27 protein-coding genes and 1 pseudogene are annotated in these 25,781 nt (G+C 39.3%); 23 read left to right on the forward strand and 5 right to left on the reverse strand.

Going from position 1 to position 25,781, the window contains the following annotated elements:
• Window positions 1-90: 90 nt before the first annotated feature.
• The gene (locus MP622_RS17050) at window positions 91-438 is read right to left on the reverse strand and encodes a metalloregulator ArsR/SmtB family transcription factor (RefSeq protein ID WP_243793580.1); all 348 of its coding nucleotides are present in this window, start codon (window positions 436-438) and stop codon (window positions 91-93) included.
• Between the two features lie 208 nt (window positions 439-646).
• On the opposite strand from MP622_RS17050, the gene MP622_RS17055 reads away from it, so the two are divergent.
• The 16 genes and pseudogenes from MP622_RS17055 to MP622_RS17130 all read left to right on the forward strand — a co-directional run bounded on the left by MP622_RS17055 (window position 647) and on the right by MP622_RS17130 (window position 13,397).
• Window positions 647-1,630, forward strand: coding sequence for a PstS family phosphate ABC transporter substrate-binding protein (locus MP622_RS17055; protein ID WP_243793581.1), 984 nt, complete (start codon window positions 647-649; stop codon window positions 1,628-1,630).
• Window positions 1,631-1,708: 78 nt separating this feature from the next.
• Window positions 1,709-2,629, forward strand: a complete 921-nt coding sequence (gene pstC / locus MP622_RS17060; protein WP_243793582.1) for a phosphate ABC transporter permease subunit PstC — start codon at window positions 1,709-1,711, stop codon at window positions 2,627-2,629.
• A gap of 11 nt (window positions 2,630-2,640) precedes the next feature.
• Window positions 2,641-3,573: a phosphate ABC transporter permease PstA gene (gene pstA / locus MP622_RS17065; RefSeq protein ID WP_087011453.1), complete on the forward strand. Its 933-nt coding sequence runs from the start codon at window positions 2,641-2,643 to the stop codon at window positions 3,571-3,573.
• A gap of 34 nt (window positions 3,574-3,607) precedes the next feature.
• Complete coding sequence (gene pstB, locus MP622_RS17070; protein WP_243793584.1) at window positions 3,608-4,417, forward strand: phosphate ABC transporter ATP-binding protein PstB; 810 nt, start codon at window positions 3,608-3,610, stop codon at window positions 4,415-4,417.
• Window positions 4,418-4,435: 18 nt separating this feature from the next.
• A complete protein-coding gene (gene phoU / locus MP622_RS17075) occupies window positions 4,436-5,107 on the forward strand; it encodes a phosphate signaling complex protein PhoU (protein WP_243793585.1) in 672 nt (223 codons plus the stop codon).
• A gap of 11 nt (window positions 5,108-5,118) precedes the next feature.
• Window positions 5,119-5,922 (forward strand): response regulator transcription factor, encoded by an 804-nt coding sequence (locus MP622_RS17080; RefSeq protein WP_243793587.1) that lies wholly within the window; start codon window positions 5,119-5,121, stop codon window positions 5,920-5,922.
• 144 nt (window positions 5,923-6,066) lie between these two features.
• On the forward strand, window positions 6,067-6,501 hold the full coding sequence (gene arsC, locus MP622_RS17085; RefSeq protein ID WP_131367349.1) for an arsenate reductase (glutaredoxin): 435 nt from the start codon (window positions 6,067-6,069) through the stop codon (window positions 6,499-6,501).
• A 44-nt stretch (window positions 6,502-6,545) separates the two neighbouring features.
• Window positions 6,546-6,869, forward strand: a complete 324-nt coding sequence (locus MP622_RS17090) for a metalloregulator ArsR/SmtB family transcription factor (RefSeq protein WP_058869063.1) — start codon at window positions 6,546-6,548, stop codon at window positions 6,867-6,869.
• Between the two features lie 4 nt (window positions 6,870-6,873).
• Window positions 6,874-7,347 (forward strand): arsenate reductase ArsC, encoded by a 474-nt coding sequence (locus tag MP622_RS17095; RefSeq protein WP_005253624.1) that lies wholly within the window; start codon window positions 6,874-6,876, stop codon window positions 7,345-7,347.
• A 5-nt stretch (window positions 7,348-7,352) separates the two neighbouring features.
• Window positions 7,353-8,393, forward strand: a complete 1,041-nt coding sequence (gene arsB, locus MP622_RS17100) for an ACR3 family arsenite efflux transporter (protein WP_010116223.1) — start codon at window positions 7,353-7,355, stop codon at window positions 8,391-8,393.
• 4 nt (window positions 8,394-8,397) lie between these two features.
• Window positions 8,398-9,102, forward strand: coding sequence for an arsenical resistance protein ArsH (arsH, locus tag MP622_RS17105; RefSeq protein WP_005253621.1), 705 nt, complete (start codon window positions 8,398-8,400; stop codon window positions 9,100-9,102).
• A 17-nt stretch (window positions 9,103-9,119) separates the two neighbouring features.
• Entirely contained in the window at window positions 9,120-10,073 is a 954-nt protein-coding gene (gene trxB, locus MP622_RS17110) for a thioredoxin-disulfide reductase (protein WP_092621673.1), read from the forward strand.
• Between the two features lie 109 nt (window positions 10,074-10,182).
• Window positions 10,183-11,274: an ArsO family NAD(P)H-dependent flavin-containing monooxygenase gene (locus MP622_RS17115; RefSeq protein WP_005253618.1), complete on the forward strand. Its 1,092-nt coding sequence runs from the start codon at window positions 10,183-10,185 to the stop codon at window positions 11,272-11,274.
• 105 nt (window positions 11,275-11,379) lie between these two features.
• Window positions 11,380-12,084 (forward strand): IS6-like element IS1006 family transposase, encoded by a 705-nt coding sequence (locus tag MP622_RS17120; protein WP_099143705.1) that lies wholly within the window; start codon window positions 11,380-11,382, stop codon window positions 12,082-12,084.
• 52 nt (window positions 12,085-12,136) lie between these two features.
• A pseudogene (locus MP622_RS17125) lies at window positions 12,137-12,430 on the forward strand (recombinase family protein); the annotation flags it as partial.
• A gap of 10 nt (window positions 12,431-12,440) precedes the next feature.
• Window positions 12,441-13,397, forward strand: a complete 957-nt coding sequence (locus MP622_RS17130; RefSeq protein ID WP_004665958.1) for an arsenic resistance protein — start codon at window positions 12,441-12,443, stop codon at window positions 13,395-13,397.
• Window positions 13,398-13,519: 122 nt separating this feature from the next.
• On the opposite strand, the gene MP622_RS17135 is transcribed toward MP622_RS17130, so the two are convergent.
• The 3 genes from MP622_RS17135 to MP622_RS17145 are packed head-to-tail and all read right to left on the reverse strand — an operon-like array spanning window position 13,520 to window position 16,891.
• A complete protein-coding gene (locus MP622_RS17135; protein ID WP_004281858.1) occupies window positions 13,520-15,349 on the reverse strand; it encodes a ferrous iron transporter B in 1,830 nt (609 codons plus the stop codon).
• Complete coding sequence (locus MP622_RS17140; protein WP_004665962.1) at window positions 15,339-15,599, reverse strand: FeoA family protein; 261 nt, start codon at window positions 15,597-15,599, stop codon at window positions 15,339-15,341. The genes MP622_RS17135 and MP622_RS17140 overlap by 11 nt, the downstream gene beginning before the upstream one ends.
• An 11-nt stretch (window positions 15,600-15,610) precedes the next feature.
• A complete protein-coding gene (locus MP622_RS17145; RefSeq protein ID WP_010700353.1) occupies window positions 15,611-16,891 on the reverse strand; it encodes a cation transporter in 1,281 nt (426 codons plus the stop codon).
• Window positions 16,892-16,981: 90 nt separating this feature from the next.
• Here MP622_RS17145 and cadR point away from each other — a divergent pair, with 90 nt between their 5' ends.
• From cadR to MP622_RS17180, 7 genes are all read left to right on the forward strand, one after another.
• Complete coding sequence (gene cadR / locus MP622_RS17150; RefSeq protein WP_004281856.1) at window positions 16,982-17,374, forward strand: Cd(II)/Pb(II)-responsive transcriptional regulator; 393 nt, start codon at window positions 16,982-16,984, stop codon at window positions 17,372-17,374.
• A 141-nt stretch (window positions 17,375-17,515) separates the two neighbouring features.
• Window positions 17,516-17,926: a hypothetical protein gene (locus MP622_RS17155; RefSeq protein WP_004733191.1), complete on the forward strand. Its 411-nt coding sequence runs from the start codon at window positions 17,516-17,518 to the stop codon at window positions 17,924-17,926.
• Window positions 17,927-17,975: 49 nt separating this feature from the next.
• A complete protein-coding gene (locus tag MP622_RS17160) occupies window positions 17,976-19,343 on the forward strand; it encodes a TolC family protein (RefSeq protein WP_004781067.1) in 1,368 nt (455 codons plus the stop codon).
• A gap of 1 nt (window position 19,344) precedes the next feature.
• Complete coding sequence (locus MP622_RS17165; protein WP_016165561.1) at window positions 19,345-20,580, forward strand: efflux RND transporter periplasmic adaptor subunit; 1,236 nt, start codon at window positions 19,345-19,347, stop codon at window positions 20,578-20,580.
• On the forward strand, window positions 20,570-23,728 hold the full coding sequence (locus tag MP622_RS17170; protein WP_016165560.1) for a CusA/CzcA family heavy metal efflux RND transporter: 3,159 nt from the start codon (window positions 20,570-20,572) through the stop codon (window positions 23,726-23,728). Before MP622_RS17165 ends, MP622_RS17170 begins: the two co-directional genes overlap by 11 nt.
• A gap of 85 nt (window positions 23,729-23,813) precedes the next feature.
• Window positions 23,814-24,713 carry a cation diffusion facilitator family transporter gene (locus MP622_RS17175; protein ID WP_016165559.1) on the forward strand — a complete coding sequence of 300 codons (900 nt, stop codon included), beginning with the start codon at window positions 23,814-23,816 and terminating at the stop codon, window positions 24,711-24,713.
• A gap of 81 nt (window positions 24,714-24,794) precedes the next feature.
• Window positions 24,795-25,499, forward strand: coding sequence for an IS6-like element IS1006 family transposase (locus tag MP622_RS17180; RefSeq protein ID WP_001067784.1), 705 nt, complete (start codon window positions 24,795-24,797; stop codon window positions 25,497-25,499).
• Window positions 25,500-25,654: 155 nt separating this feature from the next.
• Here MP622_RS17180 and MP622_RS17185 read toward each other — a convergent pair whose 3' ends face one another.
• Complete coding sequence (locus MP622_RS17185) at window positions 25,655-25,780, reverse strand: YHYH domain-containing protein (protein ID WP_094148905.1); 126 nt, start codon at window positions 25,778-25,780, stop codon at window positions 25,655-25,657.
• Between the last annotated feature and the right edge of the window lies 1 nt (window position 25,781).

A 25,781-nucleotide genomic window follows, 5' to 3' on the forward strand; every position in this document is an offset into this window, starting at 1 on the left:
TTTTTAATCGCTAGATTGAGCAGATCATGAATCACAAAAAATATTGTTGAAAAGACCTTCAAAAAATAGGTTTATGCAACAAAGCCTTTTTTAGTCACATATTTCAGTTTCAATTAAACAATCTGTTTGCTCGATACCTTCACAACATTGTTCACTTAGAAACTCAATTAGTGATTTCATTTGTTTATAATTAGCCACGTAGTTGACATATCGACCTTGCTGCCTTTTTTCAATTAGTCCTGAATGGGACAATTCTTTCAAATGAAAAGATAACGTCGCAGCAGGCAGTTCTAAGCATTTACCGATGTTACCGACTGTACATCCCTCATCACCCGCAACAACAAGCAATCTAAATATTTTTAAACGTGAACTTTGAGCTAATGCGCTTAAACACGTTACTGCGTGTTCAGGGTTTATGGAAGATAAAGAGGTATGCATAAAACTATAAAAAATTAAAAATCAATTTCAATTATAGGTCATAAAGTATGACAACAATATGTATATCTAGAATGTTTTTTGTTTACCAATAATAAAGCTGTCATATAAGTGACATATTTTATATATATATTTCCATATATCTAGAATCATAGATGCTTACAAAAAAGTATTTATTGGCAAAAAAAAGTATTTATTGGAGTAATAAATTATGAATAAACTTTCTCGTATCACCCTGGGGTTGCTATCAGCTGGTTTGCTGGCATCAAATGTGCAAGCTGAAATCATTAAAATTGATGGCTCAAGCACTGTATACCCGGTAACGGAAGCAGTGGCTGAAGAGTTTCAAATAACCACTAAAGAAAAAGTAACAGTTGGTGTTTCGGGTACAGGTGGTGGTTTTAAAAAGTTTTGCCGTGGTGAAACAGATATTTCTAATGCATCTCGACCAATTCTAAAAAAAGAAATGGAACTTTGTGCACAAAATGGTATTAAGTTTTATGAATTACCCGTAGCATTTGATGCATTAACAGTGGTAGTAAATAAGAATAATAATTTTATTAAGCCTTTAACCGTTAACCATCTTAAGAAAGTGTGGGAACCTGCTGCGCAAGGAAAAGTAAAAACGTGGAATCAAATTAGCTCAAGTTTTCCTAACGCTCCCTTGAAGTTATACGGGCCTGGTGCTGACTCAGGTACATTTGATTATTTTACTGAAGCTGTAGTCGGTAAGGCAAAATCTTCGCGTGGTGATTACACAGCATCAGAAGATGATCATGTAATTGTTCAGGGTTTGTCACGTGACAAAAATGGATTGGGTTATCTTGGCTATGCTTATTACATCGAAAATAAAAGCAAATTAAAAGCGGTGCCAGTTGTAAATAATAAGGGCAAAATTGTTGCACCAAATGAAGCGAATGTTCTAAATGGGAGTTATAACCCATTATCCCGCCCAATCTTTATTTATGTAAGTCAATCTGCTTTGAAAAAACCAGAAGTACAAAAGTTTGTCGATTTTTACATGAAAAAATCTGCACCTCTTATTAAAGAAGTGAAATATGTACCTTTGCCGGCTAAGGCATACAGTCACAATATTGAAGTTCTTAAGAAGGGCAAGCTTGGTACTGTATTTGGTGGGGAAGCACAAGTTGGACTAACCATTGAAGAGTTAATGAAGCGTGAAGCTAAACTCTAATCCTTAAGTTGTATGAGGTTGTTTTAAGAAATTAGAGCAACCTTGTTTTCGTTTTATTGTACTCGTAAGGATTAAGTTATGAGTTCCAATTCAAATGTTAGTACTAGATTTGCTAAAAATAGATTCAGAAATACTAAAGAATTAATTATTGAGATAATTCTATTCCTTGCTGCATTTGTTTCTGTTGCAACCACAATCGGAATTATCTGGGTTCTTGTTACTGAATCTATGCATTTTTTTGAGCATGTTTCTATTATTGATTTCGTCACAGATACTGAATGGACACCACTATTTGAAGATGCTCATTATGGAATTATGCCGCTATTGGCAGGCACATTAACCACTTCCTTGGTTGCGCTTAGTGTCGCTATTCCTCTAGGTACTATCATTGCTATTTATCTTTCAGAATTTGCCAACCATAAAGTCCGTGAAGTCGTAAAACCTTTCTTGGAGTTGTTGGGCGGGGTTCCTACCATTGTCTATGGATATTTTGCACTAGTCGTTATTACCCCACTATTACAGATTATATTCCCGAGTCTTCCAGGCTTCAGTATGTTATCTGCGGGCCTCATTATGGGGGTAGCCATTATTCCTTATATTAGTTCGCTTGCTGAAGATGCAATGCGAGCAGTACCTATGAGTATGCGTGAAGGCTCATATGCAGCGGGAGCAACAAGATTTCAAACAGCTCTACGAGTCGTTTTCCCAGCAGCACTTTCTGGAATTCTTTCGGCTTATATTCTTGGTATTTCACGAGCTGTCGGTGAAACCATGATCGTAGCTGTAGCAGCAGGTATGCAGCCAAATCTGACATTGAACCCAATGGAGCCTGCTCAGACTATTTCGGCATACATTGTGCAAGTTGCTTTAGGTGATTTACCTCATGGCTCAATTGGGTATCAGTCAATTTTTGCTGCAGGTCTAGCGCTTATGTTACTTACCTTAATATTCAATATTTTAGGGCATGTATTACGTAAACGTTTCCGCGAAGTATATTGAGGACTAATCTGATGAAGCAAGATATAAGCGTAACTCTACCCGAGTTAAGAACACTGATTCAAAAAAATAAGCGTTTTGATATTTTATTTTCTATTCTAGGCTTTTTATCGCTCTTGTTAGCGGTGATGACGTTTCTAGTGTTATTTGCACAAATGGCAGTAACCGGATGGGAGCGCATTTCGCCAGAATTTTTTACAAACTTTCCTTCACGCCGAGCCGAGTCGGCTGGAATTTTATCTGCCTTGGTAGGTTCAATACTGGTCATGCTAGTTACAGCGGTAGCAGCAATTCCATTAGGAGTAGGTGCCGGTGTCTATTTAGAAGAATATGCACCTAAAAATTTATTAACCGACATTATTGAAATCAATGTCACAAATTTGGCGGGTGTTCCTTCAATCGTATACGGGCTACTTGCATTAGGAGTGTTTGTTTACGGATTTGGGCTTGGGCAAAGTATTTTGACTGCAGGACTGACTTTAGCATTACTTATTTTACCCATCATTATTGTTTCTACTCGGGAATCAATTCGTGCTATTCCTTCTCATATTAGAGAGGCAGCATATGGAATGGGAGCAACCAAGTGGCAAGTTGTTCGAGACCATATTATCCCTTATTCACTATCAGGAATATTGACAGGGATCATTATTGGTTTGTCACGCGCCATTGGAGAAACTGCACCTATTATCACGATTGGCGCCCTTACATTTATTGCATTCCTGCCCCCTTCTCCGGTTAGCCCAGAATTCCCATGGGTAAATTTCGATTGGTTAAGTTCAGGATTTACTGTCATGCCAATTCAAATGTTTAACTGGACATCGAGACCAGCTGAGGCTTTTCAGGTAAATGCAGCCGCAGCAGGATTTATTTTAGTCTTATTGACACTTTCCATGAATGCCTTAGCCATATTCCTACGCTACAGATTACGAAAAAACATTAGTTGGTAATTGAATAAGAGATTTAAAGAGAATGAGCATCGTTATGCAACCTATACAAGCTAATCAGCAAAATGAAGTTCCAGAAACTCCATTAAAGTTAAAAGCAGAGACACGAGATTTTAGTTTCTACTATGGAAAATTTAATGCAATCAAAAAAGTTTCAATGCCAATTTATGAAAAAAAGGTTACTGCACTAATTGGTCCTTCTGGTTGTGGAAAATCAACATTATTACGATCATTCAATCGTATGCATGACTTATATCCTGATACGCGTTATGAAGGACGTATTGATTTTCATCCAGATGAAACAAATCTGCTAGATCCTAAAGTTGATCCAATTGAAGTTCGTATGCGCGTTGGAATGGTATTTCAGAAGCCCAATCCCTTTCCGAAATCAATTTTTGAAAATGTGGCGTATGGTCTGCGTTTAAGAAAAGAAAAGAGCAAAACATATATACAGGATCGAGTAGAGCAGGCCTTAAAAGATGCTGCATTATGGAATGAAGTAAAAGACCGCCTACATAATCAAGCCACTTCTTTGTCCGGTGGGCAACAGCAGCGTTTATGTATTGCGCGTTGCTTAGCTACAGATCCAGAACTTTTGTTATTTGATGAGCCAACTTCTGCATTAGACCCTATTGCTACAGCAAGTATTGAAGATCTTATTCATTCAATACGTGAAAAAGTGACTATTTTGATCGTAACTCACAATATGTATCAAGCAACACGTGTTTCTGATTTTACTGCTTACATGTATATGGGCGAATTAGTCGAATTTGGTAAGACAGAAGATATATTTACTGCGCCTCAACACCCTGAAACTGAAGCATACATAACTGGTCGTTTTGGTTAAGTATTTAAGGAACTGTATATGGAACAAAAACACATTTATCATCAATATGACATTGATCTTCAAAATATGTCCTCTTTATTTTTGGACATGGGGGAACTGGTTGAAACGCAGTTAAGTTTTGCGATAAGGGCGATACAGAATAGTGATCAAACCTTAACCAAGCTTGTGATTCAACAGGAAGAAAAAGTCAATGAGTATGAGATAGAAATTGACGCCTTATGCAGTTCAATCATTACCAGAAGGCAGCCTATAGCATCTGACTTACGCTTTATTATTGCGGTTTCGAAGATGACTACAAATCTTGAACGCATTGGGGATGAGGCCGAAAAAATTGCAAATAAAACGAGAAGATTAATTTCTGAGAATCAGATCAGCCTGATTAATAACATTGATCTATTAGAAGTATCGCAACTTTCTTTGTCTTTGTTTTCGAACGTCTTAACTGCTTTTAAACAACAAGATGTTAAGAAAGCTAAGGAGATTATTAAGGCTGACAAAGTCATAAATGATGCGTTTGTCAAAATTCTAAATAATCTAATGCAAGGAGTCTATTCGAATAACGAAAATGTATCTGCTCTAATGGATTTGCTGTTTATGGCTAAAGGTATAGAGCGAATTGGCGATCATACTAAAAATATTGCAGAGCTTATTATTTATATCGTGGAAGGCGTTGATGTTCGTCACAAATAAGGGGATAAGCTATGAATGTGACAAAGTGTCTTGATAATCTTAACGAGCTAAGTTATCAATTAAATATCATAAATAGTCAGACTATTTTGGTAGTACAGGATCCCTTGTGTAACGATAAAGGAATTGTGGAGAATCAGCTGAAAAAATCTGGATACAGAATAAAAACGGCTTCAGGTTTTCAAGAAGGTTTAAGGGCTTCAACATCTTCAGAAATATCACTAGTGGTTCTCGACTGGGATGAAGCTACAGAAATTAGTTTGGCTTTTATTATTGCATTTAAGCAAAATCCGTTAACGAGAAATGTGCCTTTAATTTTTGTAACCAGTACTTTTAATGACCAAATATTTGTAGACTATTTACAAGCAGGTGCAGATGATTATGTTATTAAACCTTGTCTCAATTACGTTCTAGGGGTAAGGATAAGATTTGCACTCTTACAATTAGATAAATTCTTAACTTCGAATCATTCAATAGCACATCACGATCAAGCTAGAATTCCTAAATTAAAATTTGATTCAAGTCAAAGGACATTGTTACTAGATAAGGAAGGTAAAGTTGTTTCTATAGAATTGTGTCCAATAGGATATAAGCTATTGTATTTTCTTGCTCAGCATCCAGATCGTCCTATCAGTCGAATTACGCTCAAAAATCATTTATGTGGTGAAAATGATCGTATTGATGATCGTTCAATTGATGTATATATACGACGTATAAGACTAGTTCTAAGTAAAAATAAAATCGAAGAAATCATTAGAACTGTGAGGGGGGTTGGTTATAGTTTCAATTCCTCATTAGTCACTTATTTATTAGCTTGATATATATTTTTATTCAAAATTTAATTTTTTATTAATAACTTAAAGTCTTATTCCCTTACTATTGGATAAAAAAATACAGCAGTTTTATTGAATATATGCGGATATTCATATATAAAGATATTTTGAATTTGAGTTAATCGGAAAATGAATAATTCTAGCGTCATAAAGATTTATCATAATCCCGCTTGTGGAACTTCACGCAATACTTTGGCTTTAATCCGTAATTCGGGTGTTGAACCAATTGTTATTGAATATCTAATGACCCCACCTTCGAAAGCAGAATTAGTTGAACTTATTCGTAGTGCTGGTTTAAGTGTTAGAGAAGCAATTCGTAAAAATGTACCTCCATATTCTGATTTAGGAATAGATCAGGAAGATTGGTCTGATGAACAGCTTTTAAATTTTATGCTTCAACATCCAATTTTGATTAATCGCCCATTCGTTGTGACGGATTTAGGTACACGTTTGTGTCGTCCTTCTGAAATTGTTCTGGATATTCTCCCGTTACCTCAAAAAGGCGCGTTTAGCAAAGAAGATGGTGAAAAAATTATTGATGAAAATGGTCAAAGAATTAAATAGCACGTTCTCATCTCTTGGATGGGAACAATGTGAAGGAGACTTATATGGATCAAGTTAATTTTTTTAAATGCTTATCAGATGAAACACGTCTCAATATAGTGACATTAATCGCTGAAAATAAAGAACTATGTGTGTGTGATTTGATTGAAAAACTACAACTAAGTCAGCCTAAAATTTCAAGACATCTAGCCCTTTTACGTGCTGCAGGACTACTTCAAGATCGCAGACAAAGCCAATGGGTTTACTACAGTATCAGTCCAAAATTGGCCGACTGGTGTTATGAAATTTTAGATATTTTGAAGACAGTTCAATCTCAGCCAAAGCTGGATGATCAACAACCCTTTTCTGTAAATAGTTATTGTGAGTAATTCAATGAAATTTTTATTTTTATGTACCGGAAATAGCTGCCGTAGCATTTTGTCAGAAGTTTTGTTTAATAGCCGTGCCCCGGAAGGTTGGAAAGCATATAGCGCTGGGAGTAAGCCTTCAGGACAAGTGCATCCGCTGACCATAGAAACCCTTGAAAACTTAGGGTTATCTACTGAAGGTTTATGGAGTAAAACGATTGATGACTGTGAACAGTACCAACCTGATGTTGTGATCACGGTATGTGACTCTGCTGCTCAAGAAGCCTGTCCACTTTATTTGGGTGGAGCAATCAAGGCACATTGGGGCCTAGCTGATCCTTCACACCTGGAAGTAAATAAAGAAGAAAAAATGAAAGCTTTTATGACCACTGTTGAACATATCAACCGTCGTTTAGATGCTTTATTTGCCCTAGATGTAAATAAACTTTCTCGTCCTGAACTCATTGCTGAAATCAATAAAATTTCGAATGTTGAGTAAGAGATATGTCTGAAAAACGCTTATCCTTTTTAGATCGTAACCTGACGCTATGGATTTTTATTGCCATGGCTCTAGGTATTGCAATCGGAAACTTCTTTCCGCAAGCTTCTGTCGCACTCGATCAATTAAGTATCAACTCTGTGAATATTCCAATTGCAGTTGGTCTTATTCTGATGATGTATCCCCCCCTGGCAAAAGTGAACTATGCGACGTTGCCACAAGTATTTAAAGATAAAAAAACACTAACTTTATCTTTAATACAAAACTGGCTAATTGCCCCAGTACTGATGTTTGCTCTGGCTATTATATTTTTACATAGCTATCCCGAATATATGACTGGTGTCATCCTAATTGGTCTAGCTCGATGTATTGCCATGGTATTGGTTTGGAATGGCCTAGCTTGTGGTGATAATCAATATGTTGCAGCCTTAGTTGCCTTTAACAGTATCTTCCAGATTTTATTCTTCAGTACCTATGCCTGGTTATTCCTGACCTTCCTGCCACCTTATTTCGGTGTTGCTTCACAGGTCATTAATGTTGATTTCTGGACCATCACCCATGCTGTTCTGGTTTATCTTGGTATTCCATTTCTGTTGGGTTTCTTAACGCGTTGGATTCTGGTGAAACAAAAAGGGGTAGAGTGGTATGAAACTCAGTTTATTCCGAAAATCAGCCCGCTGAGTTTAATGGCTTTACTGTTCACGATTCTGGCCATGTTTAGCCTAAAAGGTGGTGATGTCGTGAGTCTTCCACTGGAAGTTTTACGAATCGCGGTTCCTTTAACCATTTACTTCGTTTTGATGTTCTTTATCAGCTTCTTCATGAGTAAATGGATGGGCAATGACTATCCTAAGACCACAGCAATCGCATTTACTGCAGCCGGGAATAATTTTGAATTATCACTGGCAGTCGCAATTGCCACTTTTGGTATCGCTTCACCTGTTGCTTTTACCACGATTATTGGTCCATTGGTCGAAGTTCCGGTGTTGATTGCCTTGGTGAGTGTTTCGCTCTGGCTGAGAAAAAAAGTTTTTAAAGAGGCCTAATTCTATGAATCTCCCAAACGTAGATCTTAATCTTCTTGAGCAACCGACTTTTGAAAAAGTTCAGGCAAAAGAACTTGCTCATCCCCCTCGCATTTTGCTCCTTTACGGCTCGAATCGAGAACGCTCTTACAGTCGCCTTGCCGTTCTTGAAGCCGGTCGAATCCTGGAGCATTTTGGGGCGGAAGTAAAAATCTTTCATCCTAAAGGGCTTCCTTTACCTGAAGATGCGGATACTGAGCATCCAAAAGTAAAAGAGTTGCATGAACTTTTAGCATGGTCAGAAGGCATGGTCTGGTGTTCACCTGAACGCCATGGTTCTATGAGTTCAATTTTTAAATCACAAATAGACTGGATTCCACTGGCAGGGGGTGCAATCCGTGCCACCCAAGGTAAAACTCTTGCCTTGATGCAAGTCAGTGGCGGATCACAGTCATTTAACAGCCTGAACCAGATGCGTATTTTGGGTCGTTGGATGCGGATGATCACCATTCCAAATCAGTCCTCAGTTCCAAAAGCATTCTTGGAATTCGAAGAAGATGGACGAATGAAACCTTCAGCTTTCTATGACCGGATTGTGGATGTGATGGAAGAGTTATTTAAGTTCACCCTACTGACCCGTGGTCAAAGCAAATACCTGACAGATCGTTATTCTGAACGTAAGGAATCGGCTGAAGAATTATCTAAACGTGTGAATCAGCGTAGTTTGTAAACGCTAGGTGATATTAAATGCAAAAGAGACATTCTAAATTAATTATTCTAGGTTCAGGCCCTGCGGGTTATAGCGCAGCTGTATATGCTGCACGTGCCAACTTAAAGCCAACGCTGATTGCCGGTTTACAGCTAGGTGGTCAGTTGACCACAACAACCGAAGTCGACAATTGGCCGGGTGACCCTGAAGGTCTAACTGGTCCTGCACTCATGGAACGTATGCAAGCGCATGCTGAACGCTTTGGTACTAACATTGTCTATGACCATATCAACGAAGTTGATTTAAGCGTTCGTCCATTCGTTCTGAAAGGTGATATGGAAGAGTTCACTTGTGATGCCCTGATTATTGCAACGGGTGCTACAGCGCAATATTTAGGCCTTGACTCTGAAGCTGCATTTATGGGTCAAGGTGTAAGTGCTTGTGCAACCTGTGATGGTTTCTTCTACAAAAACCAAAAAGTTATGGTTGTGGGTGGTGGCAACACTGCTGTTGAAGAAGCCCTTTATCTATCCAACATTGCTTCACACGTGACTCTAGTTCACCGTCGTGACTCTTTACGTGCAGAAAAAATTCTTCAAGATCATCTGTTCGAGAAAGAGAAAGAAGGTAAAATCAGCATCACTTGGAATCATCAAGTGGACGAAGTTCTTGGTGACAGAACGTCAGGTGTAACTGCAGTTCGCCTGCAATCTACCCAAGATGGCTCTAAACAAGATGTAGAAGTTACTGGCTTATTTGTTGCCATTGGTCATAAACCGAATAGCGGCATGTTTGAAGGTCAGTTGAACCTTCGTGATGGTTATATTCAGGTTCAAAGCGGTACGGCAGGTAATGCGACTGCTGCATCTGTTCCGGGTGTATTTGCTGCGGGTGATATTGCTGACAGCGTTTACCGTCAAGCGATTACTTCGGCAGGTTCAGGCTGTATGGCTGCACTTGATGCTGAAAAATATCTTGATAATCTGAATTGATGAGTAGGTTGTCATAATTGAAAAAGTGAATAAATGTAAAAACCCAGTCTTCATGATTGGGTTTTTGCACTAAAGAAATCAGATATAAAAAACAAAAGGGGAAAAGGCGTTGAACCAGAAACAGACGGAAACAGATGTCATCATTATAGGTGGTGGACAGGCTGCTTTATCTACTGCTTATTTTTTAAAGCGCAAGAAAATCCCATTCATTATATTGGATGAGCAAAATCAAGCAGGGGGTGCCTGGCTGCATACCTGGGAGTCATTGCGTCTTTTTTCTCCTAATACCTGGAGTTCTCTATCCGGTTGGATGATGCCCATCACTGAACAGACCTATCCAACACGAAATGAGGTGATTCAGTATTTATCGGCTTATGAACAGAGATATCAATTTCCGATTGTTCGTCCAGTACATGTCGATCGTGTGGAATCGAATGGAAAGTATTTAGACGTATATGCTGGAGAAAAGTTTTGGCGAGCCAAGGCCGTGGTTAGTGCAACCGGGACATGGAGCCAGCCGTTTATTCCTGATTATCCGGGACAAGAAAACTTTCAAGGTACACAGTTACATTCAGCCCATTACATGAATGCAGACCCATTTAAAGGTAAGAAAGTCATCGTTGTGGGTGGTGGGAATTCAGGCGCTCAAATACTCGCTGAGGTTTCACAAGTTGCTGAAACCATTTGGGTCACGAAAACTCCACCTCAATTTTTATCCGATGATGTGGACGGTCGTGTACTGTTTTTAAGAGCGACGGAACGCTTAAAAGCACAGCAAGAGGGTAAAGTCATTGATCAGCCTGTTGGGGGGCTTGGTGATATTGTGATGATTGATAGTGTTAAGGAGGCAAGGCAGAGAGGGGTTTTGCATAGTCGTCCACCTTTTAAATCATTTACCACAGACTCTATCATTTGGCCTGATGGCTCAAAAGAGCAAGTCGATGCGGTGATCTGGTGTACAGGGTTTAAAGCTTCTTTGGATCACTTGAGGACTCTGGGGGTGATAGAGCCAGACAACCTGATAGAGGTTAAGGACGGAAGATCGGTCAAGATGCCGAACTTGTGGTTGGTAGGCTATGGGGAATGGACTGGGATGGCTTCAGCTACGATAATTGGAGTTTCTAGAACAGCGAGAACCACAGTGGAGGAAATCGTTGCTTATCTACACGAAATTGATACTAAAAATTATTTAGAAAAATGAGCTATCTATCTCATTAGAGGATTTTAAAATAGACTCTTTTCAAGGCACTGTTGCAAATAACCACGAATGGTAAGCTGAAGACTGTTTTAGCTAAAGGTGCAGCATATGAATCCTTTCCATGGTCGGCATTTTCAGGGCGAAATCATTCTTTGGGCTGTGCGCTGGTATTGTAAATATGGCATTAGCTATCGTGAACTGCAGGAAATGCTGGCCGAACGGGGTGTGAATGTTGATCACACGACTATTTACCGTTGGGTTCAACGTTATGCTCCTGAAATAGAAAAACGTTTACGCTGGTATTGGCGTAATCCTACAGATCTGAGCTCGTGGCATATTGATGAAACCTATGTAAAAGTGAATGGACGATGGTCTTATCTGTATCGTGCAGTCGATCAACGTGGCGATACCATTGATTTTTATCTTTCTTCTAGACGTAATACCAAATCAGCATATTGTTTTCTTGGAAAAATTTTAAATAATGTGAAGAAGTGGCAAATTCCACAAGTGATCAACACGGATAAAGCACCCACATATGGACGTGCTTTATCACGGTTAAAACGGGAAGGTAAATGTCCACCAGACCTTGAGCACAGGCAGATTAAGTATAAAAATAACGTGATTGAATGTGATCATGGCAAGCTAAAGCGGATCATCAGGGCCACATTAGGATTCAAATCTATGAAGACGGCTTATGCCACAATTAAAGGTATTGAAGTCATGCGTGCACTACGTAAAGGACAAGCATCGTCATTTTATTATGGTCAGCCTCAGGGTGAAGTGTATCTAATCAACAGGGTTTTCGGTCTCTAAGTACTTTTTAAAGGGAACATCATCGACTCAAATCTCTATTTGCAACAGTGCCGAAAATATTACTTTCACTGCTCAATCTACCCCGATGGATAATTTGATGCTGCAATTGATGGGCGCTTTTGCACAGTTCGAACGTGAGATCATTTTAGAGCGTCAAAAAGAAGGAATAAAACTGGCCTCTGCTCAAGGAAAGTACAAAGGGCGTGTACATAAATTGAAACCTGAACAGGCTGAAGCTTTAAGACAAGAATGGAAGGAAGGAAAGTACCCTTCAAAAATGGCATTAGGCCAGGCATTTGGAATTAGTCGCCAGGCGGTATACCGCTATTTAAAAGCAAGTGAGTAACTCAATTAAAATGGAAAATATTCGAAATTTTCTTGAAGATAATCAAGTCAAAATCTACTTCTGTACCATCTTTATCGGAGTTATTTTTGGATTAACCATCAGTGGAGCGACGATTTTAGAAAGTTTGATTAACCCTGCACTGGCATTAATGTTATTTGCTACTTTTTTACAAGTACCTATTGCAGAAATTGGCAAGGCATTAAAAAATTTACGTTTTATTTCTGCATTACTTATTACTAACTTTATTGCCTTACCTTTAATTACGGCAGGTCTAATACAATTTTTACCTGAAAACCCACTTATTCGTTTAGCTGTACTTTTTGTTCTACTAGCACCGTGTATTGATTATGTGATTACTTTCACCCATGTTGGGAAAGGTAATGCAAGATTATTACTTGCGATGACACCTGTATTATTGCTTATCCAAATGATCTTATTACCAATTTATCTTGGTGTACTCCTCGGAGAAGAGGTAGCTCAGCTTGTTGAAATTGGTCCTTTTGTCCATGCGTTTGTATGGTTCATTGTTGCACCCTTAGCAATGGCAGCTATAGTTCAGTTCATTGGGAATAGAAATGAACAAGCAGAAAAAGTGGCTGAAAGCCTAAACTTATTTCCTGTACCTGCCACAGCCCTAGTTTTGTTTATCGTCCTAGCATCAGTTATGCCTCAAATTGGGCTTGCAAAAAGTGCAGCTCTTCAAGCTTTACCAATTTATATTTCTTTTGCCATTATTGCTCCATTCGTGGGTTGGATAATTGCTCGTATTTTTCGATTAGAATCTGGCTCTGCTAGTGCTGTGTCCTTTTCAGCATCATATAGAAATTCATTTGTTATTCTTCCATTAGCTTTTGCAATTCCGGGAAGTATGCCCATAATTCCTGCTGTAATCTTGACTCAGACTATCGTTGAACTATGCTTTTTACCAATCTATATTCGTCTGATACCTCGACTATTCAAAACCTAGAGATTTAAACATTTAAGTAGTTGTTATAGTTAGATAAAAGTATTCAGAAGCCCACGCTTACATCGAGTAATTTAATAAAGGGGGGGGGAGCTAGCTCCCCCCCTCTTTTATTCATTTGCTAATTAAAACTTACTCGCAACTTGATATGTGATGAATGAAAAGATGTAGGCTAATGCAAACAAATAAGTTGCCATAATGATGGGCTGTTTCCAGCTGCCAGTTTCTCGTCTAATTGTTGCTAACGTAGCAAGACAATGGGGAGCAAAAATAAACCATACCAATAATGATAAACCTGTGGCTAACCCCCATCCATCCGGGCCTGAAATTTGACTTAACAGACTTTGAGTTACTGTATCTTCATCACCTGACATCGCATAAATCACCCCAAGAGCAGCAATTACAACTTCCCTTGCTGCCATAGCAGGAATGAGTGCAATACATATTTCCCATGTAAACCCAATAGGCGCAAATATAGGATGAATTAAATGTCCTAACTGACCAGCTAAACTATAGTTAATGGCCGGCATGCTTGCATTATCTGGTGGTTGAGGGAACGTGACTAGCACCCATAACAAGATAGACAGTGCGACGATAATGCCACCAACTCGTTTTAAGAAAATAGTTGCCCTATCATATAAGCCTAATGCAATATTTCTAATATCTGGAATTCGGTATGTGGGAAGTTCAAAAATAAAAATACTTTCAGTTTTATCTTTTCGAACCAATTTCAGAAACACTGAAACTAATAACGCTGAGACTATTCCCGACATATAAAGACCAAAAAGGACTAATCCTTGCAGACTTAACCAGCCGTAGATTAATTGGTTCGGAATAAATGCCGCGATCAATAAAGCATATACTGGCAATCTTGCTGAACAGGTCATCAAGGGTGCAATCATAATTGTTGCTAATCGGTCCCGTTCAGAGCTGATACTTCTGGTTGCCATAATTCCGGGAATCGCACAAGCAAAACTGGATAGCAGAGGAATAAATGAACGGCCGCTAAGCCCGGCTTTAGACATTAATTTATCTAAAAGAAATGCTGCTCGGGGTAAATAGCCTGACTCTTCAAGCATTAAAATGAAGAAGAATAAAATCAAAATCTGAGGCATATATGCAAGCACGCTACCTGCACCAGCAATTACCCCATCCACAACCAAGCTTTTTAATAGAGGATGTTGGATTAGTGGTCCAATAAAATCACTGAGCCATGCGACAAAATTTTCAATGAATTCAATAAAAGGCGTTGCCCATATAAATACCGCCTGGAACATCACAAACATGGTTAAAGTTAAGATTACTAAACCCAATACAGGATGTAGAAAAATTTTATCTAGAAATGCGGTTCTTTTATCACCACTGTCATTATTTAAAATAACTTGTTTGGTGATTTGTTTGACCTGTTCAAAATGACTTAATTCAGAATGATAAGGAGTAATAAAAAGATTTTTTTGATCTAATTGATTAATTAAATCTTGAATTCCTTTTGTTTTAACTGCGACAGCTTCAACTACAGGGATACCTAACAGTTGAGACAGTTTATCCTTATCAATGGAAATACCACGCTTTTTGACCTCATCCATCATATTTAATACAAGAATCATAGGGCGATTTAGAGCACGAACTTCGAGAACCAAGCTCAAATGTAAGCTTAAATTTGTGGCATCTACAACGCATATAAAAATATCGGGTAGAATTTCACCTTTTAGCTCGCCCAAACAAACTGCCCTGGTGACTTCTTCATCTAAACTACTAGGTTTTAAACTGTAAGTTCCGGGTAAGTCCAATACTCGTATTGCATCACCAGAAGGTAATTTAAAAGAACCTTCTTTTCTTTCTACGGTAACCCCAGCATAGTTGGCAACTTTTTGTCGCGTACCAGTAAGCGTATTAAATAAAGAGGTTTTTCCGCAATTTGGATTACCGACTAATGCAATGTTCTTAATCTTCATTGGATACTAACTCTACAAAAATTCTTTCAGCTTCATTCTTTCTTAATGCGAATCTTGAAGTTTCAATTTGAACTAAAACAGGATCTCCGCCAAAAACACCTTTAGCGAGTACTTGTAGAGTTTCACCCTCTCTAAAACCTAATAGTTGGAGCCGTTCCAATACGGGATCAGTGGTATGACTGTATTGATTACCTTTTTTGAGATCTCTAATTTTGACGATCTGATTTTGTTTAACTTGAAATAGATTCATTTTCGATACTCTTACTTCAAAGCCAAAATCTTTCGAGCACCATTAAGCACGAATAAAGAAACCAGGATGCCAATGATTAAGTCTGGGTAAGCTGATCCCGTCCACGCCACGAGTACACCGGCAAATATAACGCCCATATTTACGACAACGTCATTCGCCGAGAAAATCCAACTGGCTTTCATATGTGCGCCATCTTCTCGATGACCAGAAATAAGATATAAGCATGTCACGTTAGCTATAAGTGCGAGCAGGCCAATAACAATCATGAGCGTTGATTCTGGCTCGCTTCCAAACATGAATCGTCTAATGACATCAATAATCACGATGACAGCAAGTAATAACTGAATCCAACCTGCGAAATGGGCTGCTTTCACTTGATATTTCGCAGCTTTTCCGACGGCATATAGCGCAATACCATAAACGGCTGCATCTGCAAACATATCTAGAGAATCAGCAATCAATCCTGTAGACGCAGCAATAATTCCGCTGATGAATTCTATAAAGAAAAGTAGAGCATTAATGCCTAATAACAGTTTAAGTACTTTAGCTTGTCTCACAGGATCAGGTTCATTAGGTATATCGCCTGAAGAAAGCTGTGTTTCATCAAGTTTCGCCCCAAAACCCAGTCCTTCGAGTTTAGCCGTAATTTGCTGAATCCCTTCATTATGGAAGACTTTCAGTTTTCGATTGGGAAGATCAAAAGTAAGACCTTTAACTGCTTCAATATCTGCAAGAGCCATACGGACCATTTGCTCTTCAGCAGAGCAATCCATTTTAGGAATGGTATAGGTACTTGTTTGCTTAGCCTGTTGATTGCTTATATAAGTTTCAGTCTTCACAAGCTTTGCACCAAAACCCAAAGCTTCAAGTTTGGTAGTTATATTTTCATCTTTTTGATTATGTAGAACCTTTAAAGACCGGTTAGGTAAATCAAAGATGAGTTTTTGAACACCATCAATTGAAGATAGCGCCATACGAACCATCTGTTCTTCCGCAGAACAATCCATTTTGGGAACTAAGTATTCACTCATGTAGTGCGAATCTTTTAAAACGTTTTCAGTGCTTAAATTTTCTTTGGGATCAGAACCACAACAGGATTGAGCGGTATCTTCACAACTGTTTGAAGTGTTACAGCAAGGAGATGAAGATTTTTCTTCTTCCTCTTCACCACAACAGCTAGGCGTATTATCACAATTCTTTGAATTGCTTGCTTCTGCAATTGATGGATGATTTTCTTGTTGAGATTTCTTATCTTCGCATGGTGTTTCTTTACTACATCCACAGCCACTCATAGTTATACCCATTAAAAAAATTTATAAACTTTGAATATTAGAATCCCTATAGTTACTATAGAGTCAAGATTTTTTGGAAATACCAACTCAATGCATTTAAAAATTGGTGAACTCTCTAAAAAAACCTCATGTTCAGTATTAACAATTAGGTTTTATGAAAAGGAAGGTTTAATTCCGGAACCCGAAAGAACGGAAGGAAATTACCGCCTTTACGATATAGGCTATGTTGAGCGAATTAAGTTTATTTTGAATTGCCGAACTTTAAATATGAGTTTGAATGAAATTCGTCAATTACTCACCTATAAAGATAATCCCAAGAAAAATTGTTCAGATGTGAATGAATTAATTGACTTACATGTCAGTGCTATCAGAGAAAATATAATCAAGCAACAAAAGCTTATTGAACAATTATCTGATTTAAGAGGTACTTGTGATGGTTTATGTACAATTGACCAATGTGGAGTTCTAAAAAATCTAGCTTGATTATCTAGACCTATGCTTTTTCAAAAACTCTGTATATCTTTACTTAAGGCTGCAAAAAGATTAAGGTGACTTAAATTTCGTGATCAGATCTTAGATAGCTTTGGTTAGCTTCCGATTGGTGTTTTAAATACAGATTTGTGTATGAAGAGAAAAACATTTCTAATCCAGATATTGGTACTCTTATTCACATTCCAGAATATTTGGAGTGTGGCAGAGGCTGCTTGTCTGCATGAAATGCCAAACATACCCAATTCAATACTCTCTAATCCAATCGATTTAGACGAAAAGAGTGATAGTCCTCGTCAAGCACTTTATTCCCTAGAAAACTATAAAGAAATCTATGACTATTGTCAGAAGGTTTGTTTTAACGAAAAGTGCAGTCATTTCTCAAATACAATCGTGATTCAGATTGACCCACCCGATGATCTGAAGCTTAAAGCTAATTTTGAGACCGGCATTACCCCAACTTATTTGGGAATAACTTTTTATAAACCCCCTTATCTGGATCAATTAACCCCGCCTCCCGATTTGCCCCTACTATTGGTGGGGTAGTCTTATAAAAGCCCACCACTCCTAATTTCATTATGCGTGGGGCATTTTCATGTCAAAAAACAAATTACATCAGGATACCTCCATCCTGAATTTATCCTGGTCAGCCTTAGGTAGCGGTATCTTGCTATCTGCAATGATCAGCTTCAGTACTTCCGTAGTCGCCAGTACTCAAGATTTAACGCTGCAGCAAGCTATTGAGCAGGTTAACCAATATCAAGCGTCCCAAAATTTCTGGGAAACGCAAAATAGTATTAATGCCACGAATCTTCAGCAAAGTAAGCTGTTTAAAAATCCTGAATTGTCAGTTGAACAAACGGGCTTTGGTTCAAATAATGAAAAAGAGCTTGCCATCGGTATATCACAACCTTTGGATATTTTTGGTGAGCGAAGAGCAAACCAAAAATTAGCCAGTCTCTCAATAGATAAAACAGCGCTGAAACAGAAGATTTATCAAGCACAAATTGAGCTTGCAGTGAAATATGTATGGTCGCAACTGGCCATTGCCGAACTTGAAAAAAACATTGTCAATGAACAACTTCGGGTGAGCGAAGAAAACCTTCAAGCAATCGAAAAGCGCTTTAATGCAGGCAGTATCGCGCAAGTAGATGTGAATCGCGCACGTTTAAGTCATGCTGAAAATATCCGTCTTTTTAGACAGGCCGACTTACAGGTACAAGTGGCAACCCAACAATTATCAAATTTATGGGGAACCTCTGATAAGTCATTGAAGGTAAACCTCTCTTCGCAAAAGCTTTGGCCAAAATCGACTCATGGGCAGGTTCAAGAATATTTAGCGGATAACTACATTGAGAAATATCGGATTTTACAGGTGTTAGAGTCTCAAGCAACGGTTGATCAGCTGAAAGCAAAGTCACGTCCTAATCCTACTTTAAACCTGGGCGTTAACCGCACCCAATCCTTGGATAACTCAACACAAAATCAACTGGTGGTTGGAGTCAGTGTACCGCTCAATATTTTCGATCGTCAGCAAAATGGCATAAAAATCGCGCAAGAAAAAATGAACTTATTAGAGCGTCAGAAAGACTTTTATCTAAAGCAAAATGCGCTGCAAATAGGCACGATCTTAACCGAGTTGCAGGGTTTAGAGCTTCAATTCAAAGTCGTTGACGAGACTCAAATTCCTTTGGCGACTCAAGTTCAAAGTAAAACTTTACAAGGTTTTCTGGCAGGAAAGTTTGCTTTAACCGATGTTCAGCAAGCCACGCTTCAATTACAAGACATCCGTCTACGTAAAGTCCAGTTGTTACGGGAGGGCTGGCAAAAGGCCATCGAAGCAGAAAGTTTAAGCTTAGGCATTAGCCCAAGTGAAGTCATGTCGAAAGATGCTATTGCACAAATCAATCAAAATTTATGGCAAGACATACAGGCCATGCCTGTCATTGGTGGGGGAAATTAACATGTTCGATCTTAAAAACAGCTTAAAAAAACAGAGCGGAAAAATCTCCCAACCCCTACTGATTAGTTTGGTCATCGGCGCTACCGTACTCCTCAGTATTTTCTTGATCTTAACGGGTAAGAATAAATCTGAAACATCAGATGAACATGCCGAGGAAGAAGGGGGAGAAGAACATGGTGGTGAAACCGAAGAGCATGCAGAAGGTGTGAGCCTGACTGCCAAGCAACTGGTGGAACAGGGCATACAATTATCAGCGGTCGATCAAGGCCCGGTGGTTAAATTAAGTTCTTATCCTGCCAAACTGAATGTGAATACTGACCAGCAAGCGCACGTCTCACCGAGTTTTAGTGGTCATGTAGAAAATGTCTATGTAGAACTCGGTCAAAAAGTTCAGAAAGGACAGCCTTTGGCTGCGTTGCTTGTTCCTGATCTAGTTGATCAGCAGGCCAATCTTAAAATTGAACAAACCAACCTTGAACTGGCGAAACAAGACTATGATCGTGAGCGTCAGCTTTGGTCACAGGGCATTTCAGCAAAACAGGACTATCAACGTGCTTATAACAGCTATAAACGGGCACAAATTCAGGTTCAAGCGGCCCAATCACGTTTAAGTGCATTTGGTGCAGTGAATGCCAGTAACGGACGCTATATTTTGAAAGCTCCCATTTCTGGCGTGATCAGTAAAAAGGATTTGGTTCTCGGGGAAAATGTTCAGTTAGCCGATCAACTCTTTACGATAGACCGGTTAGATCAACTCTGGCTTGAGTTTATTGTTCCAAATTCTGAAATTATGGGCTTAGCCCCGAATCAAAAGATCGAATTTAAATCCTTGCAAACGGAAAAGGTCTATCAGGCTGTTATTCAGACTTTAAATACTGAAGCGGATATTCAAACAGGCCGTCTTCAGGTGCGAGCAAAAGTTGAATCGAATGCAACCGAATTACGTCCAAACTTGATGGTAAACGTACAGTTGCAACAACGCAGTGAAAGTACCGCATTACGGGTACTTAAGTCCGCAGTTCAGAATGTCGATGGAAAAGATGTGGTTTTTGTCGCCACTCAGCATGGACAGAAAGTTGAATTCAGTCCGCAACCGGTGAAATTAGGGCAATCGTCTGGGGATAGCCAGTGGATTGAAGTGGTAAATGGGCTTAATCAGGGACAAAAATATGCAGCTCAAGGCAGTTTCTTACTGAAATCTGAGATGGAAAAAGGAGAGGCTTCACATGAGCACTAAAAGCCCTCACATTCCAGACCACGAATCGGTAAAACCTGAAGGGCTGTTTGATCGGCTGATCCAGTTTTCTATCCATAACGCCATTTGGATTATGCTGTTTATTGCAGCCTGGATTGCTATTGGTATTTATAGTTATCAAAAGTTACCGATTGATGCTGTACCGGATATTACCAATACTCAGGTGCAGATTAACACTTCAGCCAATGGCTTTACGGCTTTGGAAATGGAACAGCGGATTACCTATCCCATTGAGAATGCCATGTCAGGCATGCCGAAAATGGAACAAACCCGTTCGATTTCACGCTACGGCTTATCGCAAGTGACCATCATTTTTGAAGATGGCACGGATATTTACTGGGCCAGACAGCTTATCAACCAGCGCTTGCAAGAAGCAATGGGAGAAATGCCTGAAGATGTGCAACCTAACATGTCGCCTATTTCGACAGGTTTAGGTGAAATCTATCAATGGGTGATTAAAGCCGAACCAAATGCTAAAAAGCCGGATGGAACCCCTTATTCGGCGATGGATTTACGTGAAATTCAGGATTGGATTGTAAGACCGCAATTACAGCGCGTAAAAGGCGTTGCTGAGATCAACAGTATCGGTGGCTTTAATAAAACCTATGTGGTTGCCCCTGATCTGAACCGATTGCAACAATTGCAAATTCCTTTGTCTGATTTACAAACTGCCTTAACAGAGAATAATGAAAACCGTGGTGCTGGCTATATTGAGAAAAATGGACAACAGCTAACGGTTCGTGTTCCCGGCACTTTAAACACGATTGAAGATATCCAGAACATCAGTATTGCCAATAAAAACGGCTATCCGATTCGGGTGGCAGATGTCGCCAATGTCTCAATTGGTCATGACTTAAGAACAGGGGCTGCAACCTATAATGGTGAAGAAACTGTATTGGGTATTGCCATGATGATGATGGGAGAAAATAGCCGTACCGTTGCTCAAGCCATTGATGAAAAGGTGCAATCGATCCAGCAATCGCTACCTAAAGGTGTGGTGATTGAGACTGTGTATGACCGTACGCATTTGGTTGATCGGGCGATCAAAACCGTTCAGAAAAATTTGATTGAGGGTGCAATCCTCGTCATTGTTATTTTATTTCTCTTTCTAGGTAATTTCCGTGCTGCGCTGATCACGGCTTGCGTTATTCCACTGTCAATGCTGTTTACCTTGACGGGAATGGCAGAGCAAAAGATTAGTGCAAATCTGATGAGTTTAGGGGCACTGGACTTCGGTATTATTATTGATGGTGCAGTGGTTATTGTAGAAAACTGTATCCGTCGGCTAGCAGAAGCTCAGAAGCTGAAAGGTGGTTTACTTAGCCGTTCTGAAAGATTTAAAGAAGTCTTCTTGGCTGCAAAACAGGCGCGTCGTCCTCTCATCTTTGGACAGTTAATTATTTTGGTGGTTTATCTACCTATCTTTACCCTGACGGGTGTAGAAGCCAAACTTTTCCATCCTATGGCAATGACTGTTGTACTGGCTTTAATTGGGGCCATGATTTTATCTGTCACTTTTGTGCCAGCCGCAGTTGCCCTATTTGTCACTGGAGAAGTCAAGGAAACCGAAAGTCGCTGGATGCATTGGCTTAAAACCAAATATGAACTGCTTTTAGATAAAGCCTATGAGCTTCGTTTATTTGTGACTATTGTGGCTGCCTGTATTTTAGTGCTTACGGGCGTGCTAGCCACTCAAACAGGTAGCGAGTTTGCACCTCAACTGGGTGAAGGTGATTTTGCTGTTCAGCAAATGCGTTCCCCAAGTACAGGGTTAGAACAGTCACTGAGAATGCAGGAAAATACTGAAAAGTTACTGTTGAAAGAATTTCCTGAAATTAAAGCGATCTTTGCCCGTACCGGTACAGCAGAAGTGGCCACAGATGTTATGCCACCCAACATTTCAGATGGCGTGGTACTGTTAAAACCTCATGATGAATGGCCTGATCCAAAACAAACGATTGATGAGCTTCGCCAAAGAATGATTACTTTCTTAGCGACATTGCCGGGAAATAACAGTGAGTTCTCGCAACCCATTGAACTGCGCTTTAACGAGTTAATTTCAGGGGTGCGAAGTGATGTGGGTGTCAAATTATTTGGTGATGACATGGAGATTCTAAATCGCGAAGCGAATAAAATTTCTCAAAAAATTAACTCAATTTCAGGCGCGACAGCCGTTAATGTAGAACAGACCAGTGGCTTACCCTTGTTGAATGTAGAGGTGGATAAGTCCAGAGCTGCACAATATGGCTTGTCGGTAAGAGCAATTCAGGATCTGGTAGCTACAAGTGTCGGTGGCCAGAATGTTGGAACAATTTTACAGGGAGACAAGCGTTTTGATTTTGTCATCCGTCTAGATGAATCCCAGCGTAGTCCTGAACAGTTAGCGGTACTTCCTATTCAATTGCCGAATGGTGGTTTAGTCCAACTGCAAGATGTGGCACGCGTTGAAAATATCCTGGGTATTAATCAGGTCAGCCGTGAAAATGGTAAACGTCGAGTGGTTATTACTGCAAATGTAGAAGGACGTGATTTAGGCTCATTCGTAACAGAGCTTCAGAGCACGTTATCCAAACAGGAATTACCAAGCGGTTATTGGATAGATTATGGCGGTCAATTTCAAAATCTGATGTCTGCAAAAGCGCGTATGCAATTGGTGGTTCCGCTCGCATTGTTGACGATCTTTATTTTATTGATGGCTGTATTCCATAATATCAAAGAAAGCTTACTGGTCTTTAGTGGTGTACCGTTTGCCTTATGTGGAGGCTTAATCGCGTTGTGGTTGCGTGACATTCCATTATCCATGTCAGCAGGGGTTGGCTTCATTGCACTATCGGGGGTGGCTGTACTGAATGGCTTAGTCATGCTTACCTTTATCAAAGAGTTGCGACAACAATATGACCTTTATTATGCAACGTGGCAGGGTGCAATTTTGCGTCTTAGACCTGTGCTGATGACAGCTTGTGTGGCGTCCCTTGGGTTTGTCCCGATGGCTTTGGCAACCGGAACTGGGGCAGAAGTACAGAGACCTTTAGCAACAGTGGTTATTGGAGGAATTATCTCCTCTACCCTGCTTACATTGGTTTTATTGCCCGTACTGTACCGCTGGATGAATGAAAAGAAAGCTTCTTAATCCATTAGATTAAGCAATTTTTAGCAGAGATATTGAGCCTGTCTCAAGTATCTCTGCTAATCATGGATTGAATAAGGAAAATTTTATGTCAGAACATCATGATCATAGCCATGCGGTTGTTACTGAAGGAAATAGTAAGAAATTAATGTTTGCTTTGGGTTTAACGACTACTTTTTTAATAGTAGAAGTTGTCGCTGCTTTTATTACCCAAAGTTTAGCATTACTGTCTGATGCCGCTCACATGTTTACTGATGTAGCCGCATTAGCTATTGCTCTTGCTGCTATCAAAATTGGTAAAAAAGCCGCAGATGATAAAAGAACTTTTGGCTATCAGCGATTCGAAATTTTAGCGGCTCTGTTTAATGCAGTGATGCTTTTTGTAGTGGCGATATATATCGTCTATGAAGCTTACCAACGTTTTACGAATCCTGCTGAAATTCAAAGTATTGGAATGATGATTGTCGCAGTCATTGGTTTGGTCATAAATTTGATTTCAATGAAAATCCTTTCTGCGAGTGCTGAAGGAAGTCTAAATGTGAAAGGCGCATATTTAGAAGTTCTTAGTGATGCACTGGGATCGATAGGCGTGATTATCGGAGGAGTGGTCATTTATTTTACCCAGTGGATGTGGGTAGATACCTTAATCGCTGTGTTAATTGGCTTCTGGGTCTTACCTCGAACTTGGGTTTTATTAAAACAAAGTATCCATATTTTGCTTGAAGGGGTTCCTGATGAGATTGATATTGAGTCGTTAAGAAATGATTTATTGATGCTAGAGGGTGTTGAAGGGATTCATCAGTTGAAAGTCTGGGCTATATCTTCAAAAAACATTCATTTAACTGCTCATTTAGTTGCTCCTAATAGCGATCCAGATCAGCTCTATCAAAAGGCCTTAGACGTTCTAAAACATAATCATAGTATTACTGAAATTACGTTACAAATAGAAAGTACGGAATGTAATACATTGGAACAGCATAAACATTAAAGTGCTGCTCTTTCTACATGGCACTATTGCAAATAACCACGAATGGTAAGCTGAAGACTGTTTTAGCTAAAGGTGCAGCATATGAATCCTTTCCATGGTCGGCATTTTCAGGGCGAAATCATTCTTTGGGCTGTGCGCTGGTATTGTAAATATGGCATTAGCTATCGTGAACTGCAGGAAATGCTGGCCGAACGGGGTGTGAATGTTGATCACACGACTATTTACCGTTGGGTTCAACGTTATGCTCCTGAAATAGAAAAACGTTTACGCTGGTATTGGCGTAATCCTACAGATCTGAGCTCGTGGCATATTGATGAAACCTATGTAAAAGTGAATGGACGATGGTCTTATCTGTATCGTGCAGTCGATCAACGTGGCGATACCATTGATTTTTATCTTTCTTCTAGACGTAATACCAAATCAGCATATTGTTTTCTTGGAAAAATTTTAAATAATGTGAAGAAGTGGCAAATTCCACAAGTGATCAACACGGATAAAGCACCCACATATGGACGTGCTTTATCACGGTTAAAACGGGAAGGTAAATGTCCACCAGACCTTGAGCACAGGCAGATTAAGTATAAAAATAACGTGATTGAATGTGATCATGGCAAGCTAAAGCGGATCATCAGGGCCACATTAGGATTCAAATCTATGAAGACGGCTTATGCCACAATTAAAGGTATTGAAGTCATGCGTGCACTACGTAAAGGACAAGCATCGTCATTTTATTATGGTCAGCCTCAGGGTGAAGTGTGTCTAATCAACAGGGTTTTCGGTCTCTAAGTACTTTTTAAAGGGAACATCATCGACTCAAATCTCTATTTGCAACAGTGCCGGAAATAAAGGAAAAAGAACTGAATGAATTTTTAGCTTTAGTTAAACGCTACTTATAACTTTAAAGCACAGTCTTTTAAATAAAAAAACTGTGTGCGCACCTATTAATGACAGTGGTAATCACCAGTTTTACTGTTAGTATGACAACCCTGTGAGTTCGTTCCCCCAGAATGAGCATTCGCATAGGTAAATGACATGCCTATAAAGCATATTAATAAAATTCTTTTCATC

Source organism: Acinetobacter sp. PK01 (genome assembly GCF_022819285.1).
Taxonomy (GTDB): Bacteria; Pseudomonadota; Gammaproteobacteria; order Pseudomonadales; family Moraxellaceae; genus Acinetobacter; species Acinetobacter tandoii.